Origin of the sequence: Agrobacterium sp. MA01 (assembly GCF_009650195.1) — a bacterium.
GTDB lineage: Bacteria > Pseudomonadota > Alphaproteobacteria > Rhizobiales > Rhizobiaceae > Allorhizobium.
This window is the reverse complement of record NZ_CP045854.1, coordinates 867,823-882,680: the sequence shown is the minus strand read 5'-3', so window position 1 is coordinate 882,680 and position 14,858 is coordinate 867,823. Positions and strand designations below refer to the sequence as shown.

General features: G+C 62.0%; 14 protein-coding genes, 1 tRNA gene and 1 pseudogene. 6 read left to right on the top strand and 10 right to left on the bottom strand.

Annotated elements, in window-relative coordinates; genetic code table 11:
- The first annotated feature begins 321 nt into the window (after positions 1 to 321).
- Positions 322 to 1,296, top strand: a complete 975-nt coding sequence (locus GH983_RS04155; protein ID WP_194842782.1) for a GlxA family transcriptional regulator — start codon at positions 322 to 324, stop codon at positions 1,294 to 1,296.
- Positions 1,297 to 1,367: 71 nt separating this feature from the next.
- Here GH983_RS04155 and GH983_RS04150 read toward each other — a convergent pair whose 3' ends face one another.
- Together GH983_RS04150 and GH983_RS04145 are read right to left on the bottom strand one after the other, a co-directional pair.
- On the bottom strand, positions 1,368 to 3,068 hold the full coding sequence (locus GH983_RS04150; RefSeq protein ID WP_153761705.1) for an ABC transporter ATP-binding protein: 1,701 nt from the start codon (positions 3,066 to 3,068) through the stop codon (positions 1,368 to 1,370).
- 292 nt (positions 3,069 to 3,360) lie between these two features.
- Positions 3,361 to 3,435, bottom strand: a tRNA-Gln gene (locus GH983_RS04145).
- Positions 3,436 to 3,605: 170 nt separating this feature from the next.
- Here GH983_RS04145 and GH983_RS04140 point away from each other — a divergent pair.
- On the top strand, positions 3,606 to 4,166 hold the full coding sequence (locus GH983_RS04140) for a type 1 glutamine amidotransferase domain-containing protein (protein ID WP_153761704.1): 561 nt from the start codon (positions 3,606 to 3,608) through the stop codon (positions 4,164 to 4,166).
- Positions 4,167 to 4,244: 78 nt separating this feature from the next.
- On the opposite strand, the gene GH983_RS04135 is transcribed toward GH983_RS04140, so the two are convergent.
- Complete coding sequence (locus GH983_RS04135) at positions 4,245 to 4,571, bottom strand: hypothetical protein (RefSeq protein WP_153761703.1); 327 nt, start codon at positions 4,569 to 4,571, stop codon at positions 4,245 to 4,247.
- 111 nt (positions 4,572 to 4,682) lie between these two features.
- Here GH983_RS04135 and GH983_RS04130 point away from each other — a divergent pair, with 111 nt between their 5' ends.
- Both GH983_RS04130 and GH983_RS04125 read left to right on the top strand, forming a co-directional pair.
- Complete coding sequence (locus GH983_RS04130) at positions 4,683 to 5,669, top strand: hypothetical protein (protein ID WP_153761702.1); 987 nt, start codon at positions 4,683 to 4,685, stop codon at positions 5,667 to 5,669.
- An 86-nt stretch (positions 5,670 to 5,755) separates the two neighbouring features.
- Entirely contained in the window at positions 5,756 to 6,691 is a 936-nt protein-coding gene (locus GH983_RS04125) for a DUF1499 domain-containing protein (protein WP_153761701.1), read from the top strand.
- Between the two features lie 179 nt (positions 6,692 to 6,870).
- Here the strand turns inward: GH983_RS04125 and GH983_RS04120 are convergent, their stop codons facing one another.
- The 3 genes from GH983_RS04120 to GH983_RS04110 all read right to left on the bottom strand — a co-directional run bounded on the left by GH983_RS04120 (position 6,871) and on the right by GH983_RS04110 (position 8,850).
- Positions 6,871 to 7,809 (bottom strand): MBL fold metallo-hydrolase, encoded by a 939-nt coding sequence (locus GH983_RS04120; RefSeq protein ID WP_153761700.1) that lies wholly within the window; start codon positions 7,807 to 7,809, stop codon positions 6,871 to 6,873.
- Entirely contained in the window at positions 7,806 to 8,102 is a 297-nt protein-coding gene (locus GH983_RS04115) for a cupin domain-containing protein (protein WP_153761699.1), read from the bottom strand. The genes GH983_RS04120 and GH983_RS04115 overlap by 4 nt, the downstream gene beginning before the upstream one ends.
- A 124-nt stretch (positions 8,103 to 8,226) precedes the next feature.
- Positions 8,227 to 8,850: an FMN-binding negative transcriptional regulator gene (locus GH983_RS04110; protein ID WP_153761698.1), complete on the bottom strand. Its 624-nt coding sequence runs from the start codon at positions 8,848 to 8,850 to the stop codon at positions 8,227 to 8,229.
- 202 nt (positions 8,851 to 9,052) lie between these two features.
- On the opposite strand from GH983_RS04110, the gene GH983_RS04105 reads away from it, so the two are divergent.
- On the top strand, positions 9,053 to 9,337 hold the full coding sequence (locus GH983_RS04105) for a type II toxin-antitoxin system ParD family antitoxin (protein ID WP_069041933.1): 285 nt from the start codon (positions 9,053 to 9,055) through the stop codon (positions 9,335 to 9,337).
- A 195-nt stretch (positions 9,338 to 9,532) separates the two neighbouring features.
- On the opposite strand, the gene GH983_RS04095 is transcribed toward GH983_RS04105, so the two are convergent.
- From GH983_RS04095 to ppdK, 4 genes and pseudogenes are all read right to left on the bottom strand, one after another.
- Positions 9,533 to 10,078, bottom strand: coding sequence for a hypothetical protein (locus GH983_RS04095; RefSeq protein ID WP_150127430.1), 546 nt, complete (start codon positions 10,076 to 10,078; stop codon positions 9,533 to 9,535).
- A gap of 427 nt (positions 10,079 to 10,505) precedes the next feature.
- Positions 10,506 to 10,676: pseudogene (locus GH983_RS04090) on the bottom strand (putative PEP-binding protein); the annotation flags it as partial.
- Entirely contained in the window at positions 10,655 to 10,786 is a 132-nt protein-coding gene (locus tag GH983_RS24530; RefSeq protein ID WP_335622540.1) for a putative addiction module antidote protein, read from the bottom strand. The gene GH983_RS24530 and the pseudogene GH983_RS04090, both read right to left, overlap by 22 nt.
- A 147-nt stretch (positions 10,787 to 10,933) precedes the next feature.
- On the bottom strand, positions 10,934 to 13,600 hold the full coding sequence (gene ppdK, locus GH983_RS04080) for a pyruvate, phosphate dikinase (RefSeq protein WP_153761697.1): 2,667 nt from the start codon (positions 13,598 to 13,600) through the stop codon (positions 10,934 to 10,936).
- A gap of 223 nt (positions 13,601 to 13,823) precedes the next feature.
- Here ppdK and GH983_RS04075 point away from each other — a divergent pair, with 223 nt between their 5' ends.
- Complete coding sequence (locus tag GH983_RS04075; protein ID WP_153761696.1) at positions 13,824 to 14,825, top strand: VOC family protein; 1,002 nt, start codon at positions 13,824 to 13,826, stop codon at positions 14,823 to 14,825.
- Positions 14,826 to 14,858 lie beyond the last annotated feature (33 nt).

Genomic DNA, 14,858 nt, shown 5'->3' with positions numbered 1-14,858 from the left:
GCATAGAATTCACACGCCTACACCATGCAATTAATAACCAAAAAAGGTCTGCAGCGCCATTCAAATTGTCATATATTATTTGTTATAACCGGACTCGAAGTCATCAACGAAATCCAATACAACAACACATCAATACAATTTGGTTTATACTGATACCATAATCCGCAAATAATCATACTGACTAGTTTTTAGACATTCCTAGGTCAAAATTTGTTCATAAATTCGCATTTTTCATCAAGATGAGCACATTACGACCATGGGCACCCTAAGGACCGGAGAGCGATGCGGACAGTGATGATTGTGCTGCGCAGCAATTGCGGAATGTTAGATCTGGCGTCCTTCGTCGAGGCACTTCGGTCAGCACGCGACCCGAATGGCGAAGCATCCTATCTGCTCACGACCTGCGCCTATGGGCAGGACAGCCTTCAGGCCGAGGAGCCCTGGATCAGGGTCCAGGCCGCCCATGACATCACCAGCGCGCCCCTGGACATCGATACGCTGATCCTGCCGAACTCCTCGGTGAGCGACCTGCAGGATCAGGATCTCGAATGCAGCGCATTTCTCGGCCGACGCGGCAAGTCGATCCGCCGGATTGTGGCACTCGGAAACGGCGTCCTTTTGGCTGCTGCTGCCGGGATGACGCGGGGACAGACCGTGGCGGCGGACAGCGCGGTCGAGGAACGTCTCGCGACGCTCTGCAGCCAGACGATCGTCGACCCCAATTACGATCTGCACAAGAGCGGCAAGTTCTGGAGTGCACGCGGGCCGGCCGTCGGGCTGTCGCTCGCTTTGGCCCTCATCGAGGAAGACCTCGGCCATGAGGCGGCGATGGATGTCAGCCAGCGTTTTACCGACCGGTTTCCGGACCTGCGTCCTCGCTTCGCCAATGGCGGCACACATCTGGTGCATGGCGATCGACGCAGCCCGGTCGAGCGTATCCAGGAATGGGTAATCGCAAACCCCTCGGCCGACCTCACCGTCAGCCGACTTGCCAGCATGGTCGCGATGAGTGAGCGCACCCTGTCACGCGCCTTCAAGCAAAGGACCGGCCAGACGGTGGGTGATTTCGTGCTGTCGGTCCGCTTGGCCTATGCCCGTGAAATGCTCCGCTCAGGGGAGCGCAAGATCAAGGATGTCGCGCGCCTCGCCGGCCTTGGCAGCCAGACGAACATGCGCCAGCTTTTCGTCAGCCGCTATGGACGTCCGCCTTCGGAATTTCGCAAGATCGAGGTGGAACCGGCGATCGACGACGAGCGAGCGACGCCCCTGGGCGTAGCATTGTCAGCCCGCATTTGAACGCCTGATCGACGGCCACGCGCGCCGCAGCCTATCGGAGCTGAAGCGCTTGCCCCCCTGCCCTTTATCCGTCAGGCCGCAAGCTTTGCATAGGCGCCCTGGCGCTTCATCAGTTCGGCATGGTTGCCGACTTCGACGATGCGGCCCTGCTGCATGACGACGATGCGATCGGCATTGCGGATGGTGCCGAGCCTGTGGGCGACGACAAGCGTCGTGCGGCCCCTGGACAGCTCCTCCAGCGCCGACTGGATTTCCCGCTCCGTCGTGCTGTCGAGCGCTGACGTCGCTTCGTCGAGCAGCAGGATCGGCGGATCCTTGAGGAAGGCGCGGGCAATCGCCACACGCTGTTTCTGGCCGCCGGACAGCATGATGCCGCGCTCGCCGACGATGGTGTCGAGGCCCTCGGGAAGGTTTTCCAGCATGGTCGAGAGCTGGGCACGGCGGCAGGCCTCCAGCACCTCGTCGTCGCTTGCGCCGATGCGACCATAGACGATGTTTTCCCGCAGCGTTCCACCGAACAGGAAGACATCCTGCGAGACGAGGCCGATCTGGCGACGCAGGCTCTCGACGGTCATGTCCGGCAGAGCCAGACCGTCGATGGTGATGGTGCCCGAGATCGGCTCGTAGAAGCGCGGCAAAAGCGACAGAAGCGTCGATTTGCCGGCACCGGACTCGCCGACGAAGGCGATCGTTTCCCCCGGCCTCACATGCAGAGAAATGTCATGCAACACGGGGCGGCCGGGCGTGAAGGCAAAGGTGAGGTTGGAGAAGGCGATTTCGCCGCTGAGCGTCGAGACCGGGCGGGCGTTCGGGCTGTCGGTGATCTCCGGTTCGGTCGCGAGCAGATCAAGGTAACGGCGGAAGCCGGCGATGCCGCGCGGATAGGTTTCGATGACGGCGCTGATCTTGTCGAGCGGGCGGAAGAAGACGCCAACCAGAAGCAGGAAACCGACAAAGCTGCCGGTCGTCATCGCGCCCGAGAGCACATAGGCCGAGCCGATCACCATGATCACCACCTGGACGAAGCGCATGCCCATGTAGTGCAGCGAGGACGAGGCGGCCATCACCTTGTAGGCGTCGAGCTTGGTCTTGCGGTACCTGGCATTGTCTTTGGCAAAGAGTTTCCGCTCATGATCTTCATTCGCATAGGCCTGGACGACGCGAATGCCGCCGATCGTTTCTTCCAGGCGCACGTTGAAGGCGCCGATGCGACCATAGATCTCCTGCCAGGTGCGGGTCATACGGCTGCCATAGATCGAGACGATAGCAACCGTGCCCGGCACGATGAGGGCCGTGACCAGCGCGAGTTCGACATGCATGTTGAGCATCAGGATGAAGGCGCCGACAAAGGTCATGATGGCGATGAAGAGATCTTCTGGCCCGTGATGGGCGACCTCTCCCACTTCTTCCAGGTCACGCGTGACGCGGGCGACCAGCTTGCCGGTGCGGGCCGTATCATACCAGCGCCAGGAGAGCGTCGTCAGATGCTCGAAGGCCTTGGCGCGCATCGCAGTCTCGATATTGATGCCGAGCTTGTGACCCCAATAGATGACGATTGCCATCAGGGCTGCATTGACGACATAGATCGCGAGCAGGCCGGCGGCGGCAATCAGCGTCAGCGTCCAGTTGCCGGTCGGCAGCAGCCTGTCGATGAAAGCGGTGACGGCGAGCGGGAAGGCAAGCTCCAGCAGGCCAGAAACAACGGCACAGGAAAAATCCAGCCAGAACAGACCTTTCCACGGGCGGTAATAGGCGAAAAACTGTTTCAGCATGCGATGATCCTGCAATTGTCCACTTCACCCGAAAAGGGCACTGGCAAGCGGCCGGGACGTGTCACCTCATCCATGGCAAGACCCGGGACGCGCGACAAGGCTTCCAGCGGCTTCAGCGCGCCGGATGTGCCGTTGAGCACAACCTTTCCGTTTCAGTCAAGTTTAGACGGCTTGTGCATGATCCCGCGCAGGATGAAGGGTCACGACAAGTATGGACAGGCTGCGTGGCATGACGGACGCGCGAGTCGCAACCGCAGTAAGCATATCACTTTTGAAAGACCGCCTTTGGAGATGGCTGGGGCGCCAGGATTCGAACCTGGGAATGCCGGTACCAAAAACCGGTGCCTTACCGCTTGGCGACGCCCCAACAGAGTTGCAGGCGGAAAGATGCGCTGCAAATCGCGGCCTGATTAGCAAAGCGAAAGCCGGGCGGCAACACCTTCGGAAGGAGGAACGTGCGTTTTTCCCGGAACGATGCTGCGGCCACGTCGTTTCCTTTTCATCCCCCACGAGAAAAACCAATGAAAAGGACATCCCATGCCCTCCATCACATCCGCCCGCATCCTTATCCTCGCCACCCATGGCTATGAGCGCTCCGAGCTGCGCGTGCCGCTGGAACAGCTCTCCGCCAAGGGTGCCAAGGTCAAGATCGCATCGCTCGAAAAGGCGCCGATCAAGAGCTGGGACGAGAACAACTGGGGCGACACGGTTGATGTCGATCTCACCCTCGACGAGGTGAAAATCGATGATTTCGATGCTCTGGTCATTCCCGGCGGCCAGATCAATCCCGACCTCTTGCGCAAGGAGCAGAAGGCCGTCGACCTCGTGAAGACTTTCGTCAATTCCGGCAAGGCGGTCGCTGCCATCTGTCACGGCCCATGGCTTCTGATCGAGGCCGGTGCCGTCAAGGGCCGCAAGGCGACCTCCTTCCCCTCGATCAAGACCGACATGATCAATGCCGGTGCCGACTGGCGCGATGAGGCCGTGGTCACGGATCAGGCTATCATCACCTCGCGCAATCCCGGCGATCTCGATGCCTTCGTGGCGAAGATCGTCGAGGAGATCGAGGAAGGCCGGCATCAGCGCCGCGCCGCCTGATCGCGTCTGCCAGACAACACGAGAGACCCGGCGGGCAACCGCCGGTTTTTTTGTGTTATGCCTGTGCTCACGGCATCTTCAGCCCGGAACCGAGGGCACTTCGCGCTTCAGGTCCGGCTCGTCGTGGATGAAGGTGAGCTGCAGCGTTGCCATACGCTCAATAGCGGGATCGCTGAAATCACCCAGCCCCTCTGGTGGCCCAACGGAAATGCCGCCCTCTTCCAATACGTCGACCAGCGTGCCAAATGCGCCGGCCGGAAGCGTCATCCGGATCGTGTTCATCAGGTTCGAATACATGCGCGTGTCGTCGATCCAGCCGCCGAGGCGGTTGACGGTGTCAAAGACGAAACTCGTTGCGGCCTTGCGCTCGACGCGCGTGACGGCCGTCAGCATGACGATGGCCATGGCCCGGACCCTCCCTCTCACGAGAGAGTGCAGCGGCAAGCGGTGACAAATCAAGCCTCGTGTGAAATAGGCTGAGGACTGCGGCTTGCCGCGCAAGCTCGGACCCTGGACATGAAGAAGCAGAAGCAGCCACACAGGAAAACGGGGCGGGTTGTCGCGAAGAGCGGGCCTTCAGGGGCCGTCCGCAGCGTGGCTCATGGCGAGGGCAGCGGCGCGGCGATCCGCGACCCGGCCACCGTCAACGGCGCCGAGGACAAGGCGAGCGCTGCTGCCGAACGCTTCCGCGCCGGAGTTCGCACGCCTGGCTTCCGGATCGCCTTATCGGTATTTCTCGCCGGTGTTCTGACGGTTGCAGGTTCGCTTGCCATTCCACATGAATTCGCCTTCTTCGAGCTCGGCTATCTCTTCACGCTGTCGATCTATGATCTGGTTCTGGCCATGCTCGGCCTGTCAGTCGCCATCGGCATGGCCGAGCGGCGAGGCGAGGTCGTCTCGATTGTCTTCGCCTTTCTCGGTGTGATCACGCCGATGCTCCTCTTCTTCGACCCGATCTTCAGCGCCATCCTGCAGAGCCCACTCGGGCACGAGCTCTTCCTGATCGCACCCATTGCCGTGATGCTGTCCGGCGTGGTCCTGTGGCTGCCGGCGCGGGTGCGCCGGATTGCAGCCCCGCTTGCGGCCGCTGTCGTCGGCTTCTCCTTCGCGCTGTTCATCGGGCTCGACGACTTCGGCATCGGCATCAAGGAATTCGCTTTCGCCGCCGTGCTCGGCGCGCTGTGGATCCTCGTCATCCCCGGCTTGATGCTGCGCCCGTTCCGCGGCGCCTGGCTCACCATCCCGGCACGGATCATCGGTTCCTGGCTGATGGTGATCGCGGTCATCGTTACCGTCTCGCTTTACGTGCCGCTTTCACCCGATGCACCGCCGCTGCCCGAGCTCTTTGACGACCCGTCGCTTGCGCCGCTCGATCCGGCGGTCGAGGACGGGCTTACGGAGGCGCCAGAGAGCTTCGACATTCCAGTCGACGACAACGCCATTCCGCCACCAGAGTTCGGCGACAATCCGCTTCTCGGCGGCCGGCGCAACGGTGAGCCGTGAGGCGAAGCAGACCGCATTGCCAGTCGACGCCTTCCACGTCACCCGTTACAAGCGGTCAGTGTCGCCTCTGATTCCGGTAGATCCTGATGCATATCCGCTATGACCGTCCGGTTTCCCGTTCCGCCTTTCTCGCGCGACGGCTGGCGCTGTTTTCGCTCGGCTTGCTGCTGATCGTCGTGCTGGCGCACCGCTTCGGGCCGCTCTCGACGCCGGATTTCGTGCTTTTGGTGCTGGCAGCTGCCGTGCCGGCGGCGCTTGCCGTTCCGCTTGCACTTCTCGGCCTTGCCCGGCTCTGGCAGATCGGTGCGCTCGGGGGCGTGGCTTCCGCCTGGGCGCTGATCTATGCGGCCGTGCCGCTCGCCCTGCCCGGCTATGGCTATTACCTCTATGTCACCAAGCCGAAACTGACCGAGGTTTCGACCGATCTCGCCGATCGGCCGGCCTTCGTTTCCCTGCCGGATGCGCCGCAAAATCTCTTGCCCCGCCCTGCCCTGCCTGACAATGCCGGCGAGGCGCAGCTTGCCGCCTATCCGGGTTTGAACGGCCGGCGCTATGAAGGGGCAATCGACCGCGTCTATGAGGCGGTACGCAAGGTCGCGGGCGAAAACCGGCTGGTGGTGACGGCAAGCCGGGGCGAGGAATATGGCCTGCCGGCGCTGGAACTGCGGCCGACGACGGAAGTCCCGGTCGAGGCGGAAGCCCAGGGCGCAGCACCCGCGTCCCAGGACGCACTGCCGGAAAGTGGGCCGCTGCCCACCGCGCGCCCCGAGCCGAGCCTGCTCGTGCCACTGGATGACGGCGAACCGGAGGGGACGGCCCGGCTGCAGTTTGCCACCCGCACGCTGGTGCTCGGGCTGCCCTTCGATGCCGTCGTGCGGCTTCGCGAAGAAGCGGAGATGACGCTCGTCGACATCCGCGTCGTCTCACGCTACGGGCCGCATGATCTGGGGATCAGCGATGAGATTGCCGAGGGCTTCCTGCATGCGCTGGATGCGGAGCTTCTGGGGATTGCCGGGAACTGAGGCTGGCCTTGTGCCGTTTGCCCCCCCTCTGGCCTCCTGAGCTTGTCGAAGGGCGGCCATCTCCCCCACACGGGGGGAGAGCGGAAAACGCCGGCGCTGCCGAACCCTCCACTCTCCCCACCTGTGGGGGAGATGTCGGCGCAGCGGACAGAGGGGGCAAGCCGAAGGCTCATGACCTCTCAAGCCGGCCAATACTCTCCCGACAGCTTCGCCGGACCGTCCGTAGCGATCAGGCCCTTCTCCACGAGGTCCTCGAGATGGGCGAGCACTGAAAGGGCGGCTGCCCCATGCAGGCGGGGATCGGTGGTGGCGTAGATGACCTTGACCATGTCCGATATCCGGCGATCGCCTTGTCGAATGCGCTCCAGCACGGCGCGCTCGCGCATCAGACGATGGGTGCGCAGTGCCCGGACAAAAGCGCGGGGCTCGCTGACCGGGCCGCCATGGCCGGGCAGATACAGGCGGTCGTCACGCGTGAGCAGCCGGTCGAGCGAGGCCATGTAATCGCTCATCGCACCATCGGGAGGGGCGACGATCGAGGTGGCCCAGGCCATAACGTGATCGGCGGAAAAGAGGATGCCGGTGTTATCAAGCGCAAAGGCTGCGTGGTTGGCGGTGTGGCCGGGGGTATGCACGGCGGTGAGCTTCCAGCCATCACCTTCGACGGTCTCGCCGTCGGCAAGGGCAAGGTCGGGGACAAAATCGGTGTCGGAGCTTTCGGCGAAGGGGTTCACCTCGCCTTCAAAGAGCGGACGCGACGGGCGATGCGGGCCTTCGGCGACGATGATCGCGCCGGTCGCTTCCTTTAGCCGACGGGCGAGCGGGGAATGGTCGCGATGGGTGTGGCTGACGGCGATATGGGTGACCTCCCTGCCCTGCAATGCCTCCATCAGCGCATCAAAATGCGCGTCGTTATCGGGGCCGGGATCGACGACGCAGACGGATTTCTGACCGACGATATAGGTGTTTGTGCCGTGGAATGTGAAAGGGCTCGGATTGGGCGCTGTGAGACGCTCGACGCCGTCTGCCACGGGCACCGCCACGCCATGCTGCGGCTCGAAGGCGGTAACGAATTGCGGCACCGGCTGATCGCCCGCCGGATCTTCCGTCTTGCTCATTTATACTCGATCTCGATGAAACTCATCGGCTGGTCGCCGCCATTGATGACATTATGCTCGACGCCGGCATCCCGCCGATAGGCCTCGCCGGCCTTCGACGTCACGCGGCGCTCGCCTTCGGCATCCTCGATCAGGAAATGGCAATCGGTCATCGGCACGACGACATAACCGAGGCCATGGGTGTGATGGCCGGTCGCAGCTCCCGGCTCGAAATCCCAGCGGGTGATGCGGGTGACGGCATCATCGAGCACTACAGTCGGGATGGCGGGCGGGCGGGCGGAATAGCCGGGCATGGGTGGGGACTCCGGAGGGGATGAGCGCGCAACCTAGCCTGTGGGGGTGGCGGGGGCAATTGGGGGTTGGAGGGGTGAGTGCTCCCTCAAAGGCTGCAGGCTGCGCCTCGTCCGCGTCCGGAACTCAGGTCGGAACCATGGCAGCAACCGTGATGTCGTGTTGCTCAGCCCGTTCCTCCAGGCCGCGCCTGACGCCCTCCCGATCCGCCTCGGGCCGATTCTGGCTCATCTTGCGCTTCCCCTTGAGATCGACGATCGGCATGCGCATGCCGATGATGCCGCGCAACTGTCCGCTGATGAAGGTCTCCGGAGCATCCGCGACGGTCCAGGGCTGCTTGCGGGAGGCTTCGTGGTGATTGGTCAGGCGGTTGACGACCTCGAGCAGGCGCTCGGCATCATCAAAGAACTCGACCGGACCCGAGGCGTGCACGGCTGCGTAGTTCCAGGTTGGCACCACTTTTCCATGCTCGGCTTTCGTCGCGTACCAGGATGGCGTGACATAGGCATCGGGGCCCATGAACACGGCCAGGCCGTGTCCGAGGACATCCGCCTGCCATTGCGGATTGGGTCTTGCGAGATGGCCGTAGAGCACCCCCATTTCGCCCTCGGTTTCATCAAGCAACAGCGGCAGGGGCGTTGCCATCGGCCCTGTCTCTGTCGCGGTGATGAAGTTCGCCAGATGACACTGGCGCATCATCTCATAGAGTTCGGACCTTTCGGAAACAACGAATGCTGGAGGCGTGTACATTTGGATCTCCGGTGACGTCTTCGGATTATCACATCCAACTGGCATCAAACGAAGGACCAGTTTCCGGCAAAAAGCATGGACCATTTGAGCCGTGACAGGCGGTGAAATTGGCCCGGGGATGTCTTATGTCGGCCCGCAGGTGTCGGCGTAGCGGCAGAGGGCGGACGGCGTTATCATGCCAGCACCGTCAGGAAGGATCGTTATGTCCAGACACCAGACCGTGACCGTAACATTGCCCGAAGATCTTCTCGACCTGATCCGCTCTAAGGTGGCGTCTGGGGACTATGCCAATGAAAGCCAGGTTGTTTCGGAAGGGCTGAGACTGCTCGCGTCAAACGAAGACGCGCTGGAGGACTGGCTTCGCGACGAGGTAGCGCCGACCTATGACAGGGCGATGGCCGAGCCTGAGAGCTTGCTGGATCTGGATGCAGCGTTTGATGGTATCCGCGAGGGGCTGAAGTCCGGCAAGGCTTCGGCTGCAGAATGAAATATCGGCTTCGCCTGACACGCGAGGCGAGACAGGATATCGACGCACTGGCGCGATACATCGCGGAGCGTGCGGTCCAGACAGTGGCTCTTGCCTATGTCGATCGATTGCAGGCATTTCTTGTCGCGACTCGCTCCGACCTCCCAAGCACAAATGCAATCCAAGGATGGCACGATGCGCACTAAGGTATGCGGTCTAAATTTGGCATGGGCACTGATCCAATTGCCTTGCAAAATAATAGTAACGGCTTCCGGCAACGGTATCTCGATTCAGTTGCGCAAGGTTATCTTGATTTATCGAGCTATCTGAGACGTTTCCGATTAATGCTAAATCAGGGGTGAGCGGTATAATCCATTGCGTTGGTACGTCAGGAACAATGTACTGGCCGCCTTCAGATACAACGACCCGCCAAGTCGAAACAGGCTTAAAGCGTTTATAGAACTCGTCAACGCTCTGCTGAATCCAAATGCCATTAAGGTGTCTGGTCGGCACGAAACCGCCGCTCCTAACAAAAACATAGTGGTCCCGCTCCAAATTCTCTTCTTGCTCCAATGTGAGTTCATCACCATCTAAGCCGACTAATTCAGTTTCCTGATCCCTCAATTGATTGAATCGGGATCTCACGTACCAAAGCGCAAAAAAATCATCAACACTGCGCCTATCCGGCCCTTGAACCAAGCCGCATCGTTTCGCGATAACGGCTTCTGCAGCTGCTTGAAATCTAATTTCTATATCTCGCATATATCCGGACTCAGATCGTTGATCCCAAGCCCTTCTGGCGCAGAAAATTTGGTCCTTGGGCTTTGCTTTGCGCGTTCGCCCCCAAGCAGATCATGCACCTGCAGTGTACCGCCGGCATCCGTGAATCTTGCGATGCACTTGGCTGGAAACACATGTTGCGACAACGTTAGCCCGCTGGGATTTCCCGGACGGGTCTTTGCCGGTTTGGACCATTTGGTTTCGTCTTCGTAGTCCGGTCGACCAGAGGCAATTGCTCCCGCAATGGCGGCTGCGGAATATTCTCCGCTCCGACTGTACACCTGAATAGTCCTAGTGAAATGCTTCGGTTTATTCATTGACTTTACAAGCCTCAATGATCAGCTGTTAGAATACGTCGCGCAGGTCGTTTTGGCACCACCCCTCAAGAGGCAGATATCCCATTGCCCCATCACCCCCGCGCCTTGATCGCCGCCTGGGCCGCCCAGAGCCTCGCAATCGGCACACGAAACGGCGAGCAGGAGACATGATCCAGGCCGACATCCTCGCAGAAGTCGATTGAGGTCGGGTCGCCGCCGTGTTCGCCGCAGATGCCGAGTTTCATGTCGGGGCGGGTGTTGCGGACACATCCGCCGTCAGCGAAATCCCGAGCGCCTTCATCACTGCAAGCGTGGTCTTGAGCGTCGGATTACCCTCGCTGGACAGCGTGGTCACCTCGGCAATCCCGGCCATGCCACTTGCTCTGGCGCAGACACCGAGTGCGTGCGCGATATAGTCTGCATTTCGGTCTTCAGCGCCTCATTGACGAAGACGGAAAGCGCTTCCGGTGAAGTGAGGTCTTCGGCTGGATCGTAGTCAGAAACACTCTCAGCCATCCCCTCACCCCCGCGCCTTGATCGCCGCCTGGGCCGCCGACAACCTCGCGATCGGCACGCGGAACGGCGAGCACGAGACATAATCCAGCCCGACATCCTCGCAGAAGTGGATCGAGGTCGGGTCGCCGCCGTGTTCGCCGCAGATGCCGAGTTTCATGTCGGGGCGGGTTTTGCGGCCGCGTTCGGCGGCGATGCGGATGAGTTCGCCGACACCGTCGAAATCCAGGGATACGAAGGGGTCCTGGATGATGATGCCCTTCTTCTGGTAGGTCGGAATGAAGCGGGCGGCGTCGTCGCGGGACATGCCGAAGGTGGTCTGGGTCAGGTCATTGGTGCCGAAGGAGAAGAATTCGGCGGCTTCGGCGATGATATGGGCGCGGATCGCGGCGCGGGGCAGCTCGATCATCGTGCCGACGAGATAGGAGATCTCGAGCTTTGCCTCGCCCATGACTTCAGCGGCGACCCGGTCGATGACGGCCTTGACGTAATCGAGCTCGGATCGCAGGCCGACCAGGGGCACCATGACCTCAGGGACCACGGGCGCGCCCGTTTCGCGGGCGGCGGCAACGGCTGCCTCGAAGATGGCGCGGGCCTGCATTTCGGCGATCTCGGGATAGGAGATGGCAAGACGGCAGCCGCGATGGCCGAGCATGGGGTTGAACTCGTGCAGGGCATCGATGCGGCGGCGCATGAAGCCGGGTTCCAGGCCCATGGCGTTTGCCACTTCCTCGATCTCGTCATCGCTCTTCGGCAGGAATTCGTGCAGCGGCGGGTCGAGCATGCGGATCGTCACCGGCAGGCCATGCATGATGGTGAAGAGCTCGGTGAAGTCAGAGCGCTGCATGGGCAAGAGCTTGTCGAGGGCCGCGCGGCGGCCGGCCTCGTCTTCGGCGAGGATCATTTCGCGCATCACATGGATGCGCTCACCCTCGAAGAACATGTGTTCGGTGCGGCAAAGGCCGATGCCTTCGGCGCCGAAGGAACGGGCGGCGCGGGCGTCGGCGGGCGTGTCTGCATTGGTGCGCACCGTCATGCGGCGGGTGCGGTCGGCCCATTGCATCAACTGGGCGAAATCGCCCGAGAGTTCCGGCTGGAGCATGGGCACTTCGCCCTTCAGTACCTGGCCGGAGGAGCCGTCGATGGTGATGATGTCGCCTTTGGTCAGCGTGACGCCCATGCCAACGAGCTTCTCATTGCGCAGGTCGACGCGCATGGTGCCGGCACCGGAGACGCAAGGGATGCCCATGCCGCGGGCAACGACGGCCGCATGGCTGGTCATGCCGCCACGGGTCGTCAGGATGCCCTGGGCTGCATGCATGCCGTGGATGTCTTCGGGGCTGGTTTCGACGCGGACGAGAATGACCTTGCGGCCTTCGCTTTCGGCTTCGACCGCCTCTTCCGCCGTAAACACGATGGCGCCGGTCGCCGCGCCCGGCGAGGCGGGCAGGCCCGAGCCGATGACATGGCGAGTGACGCGCGGGTCGATGGTCGGGTGCAGCAGCTGGTCGAGCGATGAGGGCTCGATGCGCATCACCGCCTCTTCCTCCGAGATCAGCCCTTCCGCCGCCATATCGACGGCGATCTTCATCGCGGCCTTGGTCGTGCGCTTGCCCGAGCGGGCCTGCAGCATCCAGAGCTTGCCGCGCTCGATTGTGAATTCGAGATCCTGCATGTCGCGGTAATGGGCTTCGAGCCGGTCGCAGATCGCGCAGAATTCGGCAAACGCCTCCGGCATCAGCTTTTCGAGCGAGGGCTTGTCGGAGCCTGAATCGATGCGGGCCGCCTCGGTGATCGATTGCGGCGTGCGGATGCCGGCAACGACGTCTTCGCCTTGCGCATTGACAAGGAATTCGCCGTAGAGTTCCTTGGCGCCCGTGGAAGGGTTCCGGGTGAAGGCGACGCCGGTGGCGGAGGTGGAGCCCAGGTTGCCGAAGACCATGGTCTGCACGGTGACGGATGTGCCCCAACCTTCGGGGATCGAATGCAGCATGCGATAGGTCTGGGCGCGCGGGTTCATCCAGCTGGAAAAGACCGCGCCGATCGCGCCCCAGAGCTGGACATGCGGATCCTGCGGAAAGGGCTCGCCCAGTTCCTGTTCCAGCACTTCCTTGTAGAGTTTCACGACCTGCTGCCACTCGGAGGCCGAGAGATCGGTGTCGAGTTCGTGGCCAAGCCTTGCCTTTTCGTCCTCCAGGATTTCCTCGAAGACCTCGTGATCGAGGCCCATAACGACATCGCCATACATCTGGATGAAGCGGCGATAGCTGTCCCAGGCGAAACGGGCGTCACCCGAATGCTCCGCGAGCGCCTCGACCGTGTGGTCGTTGAGGCCGAGATTGAGGACGGTGTCCATCATGCCGGGCATGGAGGTGCGCGAGCCGGAGCGGACGGACAAGAGAAGCGGCTGGCTGGTGTCGCCAAAGGCGCGGCCTGTTGCGGCCTCGATGCCGGATATGCCGCGGAGAACCTGGGTCTTCAGCTCGTCGGCGAGCGTCTTTCCACTCTTGTAGAAAAGGCCACAGGCATCTGACACGATCGTGAGGCCGGGCGGAACCGGCAGGCCAAGCGCCGCCATTTCGGCGAGATTGGCCCCCTTGCCTCCCAGCTGCTCGATCTCGGCCCTACTCCCCTCGGCCGCTCCTCCGCCGAAGGTGTAAACCCACTTGCGCATTGCCCTCTCCACCCGAACAGGCTTGTTTTTCCACCGTTTACAGCAATTGTGACGGATTGGAAATGTTCAACAGACAAGTTTATGCTGCAATGCATCATAATTGCGGCAGATCTCGCCTCGAAGGCTCACGCGGATGTGAAATTGCGTGGAGAGACGTGAAAGACAGATCTCGACGCGGCATTGTAAGCAAGGCCTACAAGTGCAGGGATAGATGGGGACCGAAATGACTGTTCACTGGACGCGGCGCCAGCTTTTGCGGCTGGCCGGAGCGGCAACACTGACCGGAGCGCTCACCGGAGCGCTGAGGGCGGAGGGGATCGAGACCCAGACCGCGCTTCCGGCGGCGCAGACGCCACAGCTGCCTTTCGGTCTGACGCGCCCAGTGCATGTCGGCGAGGTTTGCCTGCGGGCGAAGGATGTCGCGCGGCTCAAGGCCTATTACACCAGCATGCTGGGGCTCGACGTGCTGACGGATGCGCCCGATGCCGTGACGCTCGGGGCGGGCGGGACGCCGCTCCTGCATATCCTTGCCCGGCCGGATGCGACGCCCGAGGCGCCGGGCCAGGCCGGCCTTTATCATACCGCCTTCCTGATGCCTGACCGTGCCGATCTCGCCCGCTGGCTGGTGCATGTGGCCCGCAGCCAAATTCCGCTCACCGGCTTTGCCGATCACTCGGTGTCGGAAGCGGTTTATCTGACGGATCCCGAGGGCAATGGCGTCGAGGTCTATAGCGATCGCCCGCAGGAGACCTGGCTCTGGGCCGGCAATACGGTGACCATGGGCAGTCGTGAACTCAACATCGACGACATCTTCATCAAGACGAAGACGCGCACGGACCGCGACGAGTATACGACCGTCCCGGCCGCGTTGCGGATCGGTCACATCCATCTGAGGGTCGGCGGGCTGGAAACGGCGCGCGCCTTTTATGCCGATGGGCTTGGTCTGGACGTGGTGGCCGGCAGCGATCAGCGTGGCGCGACCTTTCTGTCGTCCGGCCGCTATCACCACCATATCGGCGCCAATATCTGGGAAAGCCGGGATGCCGGCCCGCGTCAGGACGCAATGACCGGGCTCGACTGGTTCTCGCTGCACACGAGTGATGAGGCGATCCTTGAAGGGCGCCGCGCAGATCTTCAGGCGAAGGGCTTTGCCGTCAGCGCCATCGAAGGCGGGTTCGAGGCGCTGGATCCCTGGGGCACAAGGGTCAGGCTCAAGCGGGTTTGACGTGCCAGGACCGGGCTGATGTTACAGGGTCAT

Coding starts and splice junctions, on each gene's coding strand:
- GH983_RS04155 (WP_194842782.1), top strand. CDS start 322: ATGTTAGATCTGGCGTCCTTCGTCGAGGCACTTCGGTCAGCACGCGAC.
- GH983_RS04150 (WP_153761705.1), bottom strand. CDS start 3,068: ATGCTGAAACAGTTTTTCGCCTATTACCGCCCGTGGAAAGGTCTGTTC.
- GH983_RS04140 (WP_153761704.1), top strand. CDS start 3,606: ATGCCCTCCATCACATCCGCCCGCATCCTTATCCTCGCCACCCATGGC.
- GH983_RS04135 (WP_153761703.1), bottom strand. CDS start 4,571: ATGGCCATCGTCATGCTGACGGCCGTCACGCGCGTCGAGCGCAAGGCC.
- GH983_RS04130 (WP_153761702.1), top strand. CDS start 4,683: ATGAAGAAGCAGAAGCAGCCACACAGGAAAACGGGGCGGGTTGTCGCG.
- GH983_RS04125 (WP_153761701.1), top strand. CDS start 5,756: ATGCATATCCGCTATGACCGTCCGGTTTCCCGTTCCGCCTTTCTCGCG.
- GH983_RS04120 (WP_153761700.1), bottom strand. CDS start 7,809: ATGAGCAAGACGGAAGATCCGGCGGGCGATCAGCCGGTGCCGCAATTC.
- GH983_RS04115 (WP_153761699.1), bottom strand. CDS start 8,102: ATGCCCGGCTATTCCGCCCGCCCGCCCGCCATCCCGACTGTAGTGCTC.
- GH983_RS04110 (WP_153761698.1), bottom strand. CDS start 8,850: ATGTACACGCCTCCAGCATTCGTTGTTTCCGAAAGGTCCGAACTCTAT.
- GH983_RS04105 (WP_069041933.1), top strand. CDS start 9,053: ATGTCCAGACACCAGACCGTGACCGTAACATTGCCCGAAGATCTTCTC.
- GH983_RS04095 (WP_150127430.1), bottom strand. CDS start 10,078: ATGCGAGATATAGAAATTAGATTTCAAGCAGCTGCAGAAGCCGTTATC.
- GH983_RS24530 (WP_335622540.1), bottom strand. CDS start 10,786: ATGGCCGGGATTGCCGAGGTGACCACGCTGTCCAGCGAGGGTAATCCG.
- ppdK (WP_153761697.1), bottom strand. CDS start 13,600: ATGCGCAAGTGGGTTTACACCTTCGGCGGAGGAGCGGCCGAGGGGAGT.
- GH983_RS04075 (WP_153761696.1), top strand. CDS start 13,824: ATGACTGTTCACTGGACGCGGCGCCAGCTTTTGCGGCTGGCCGGAGCG.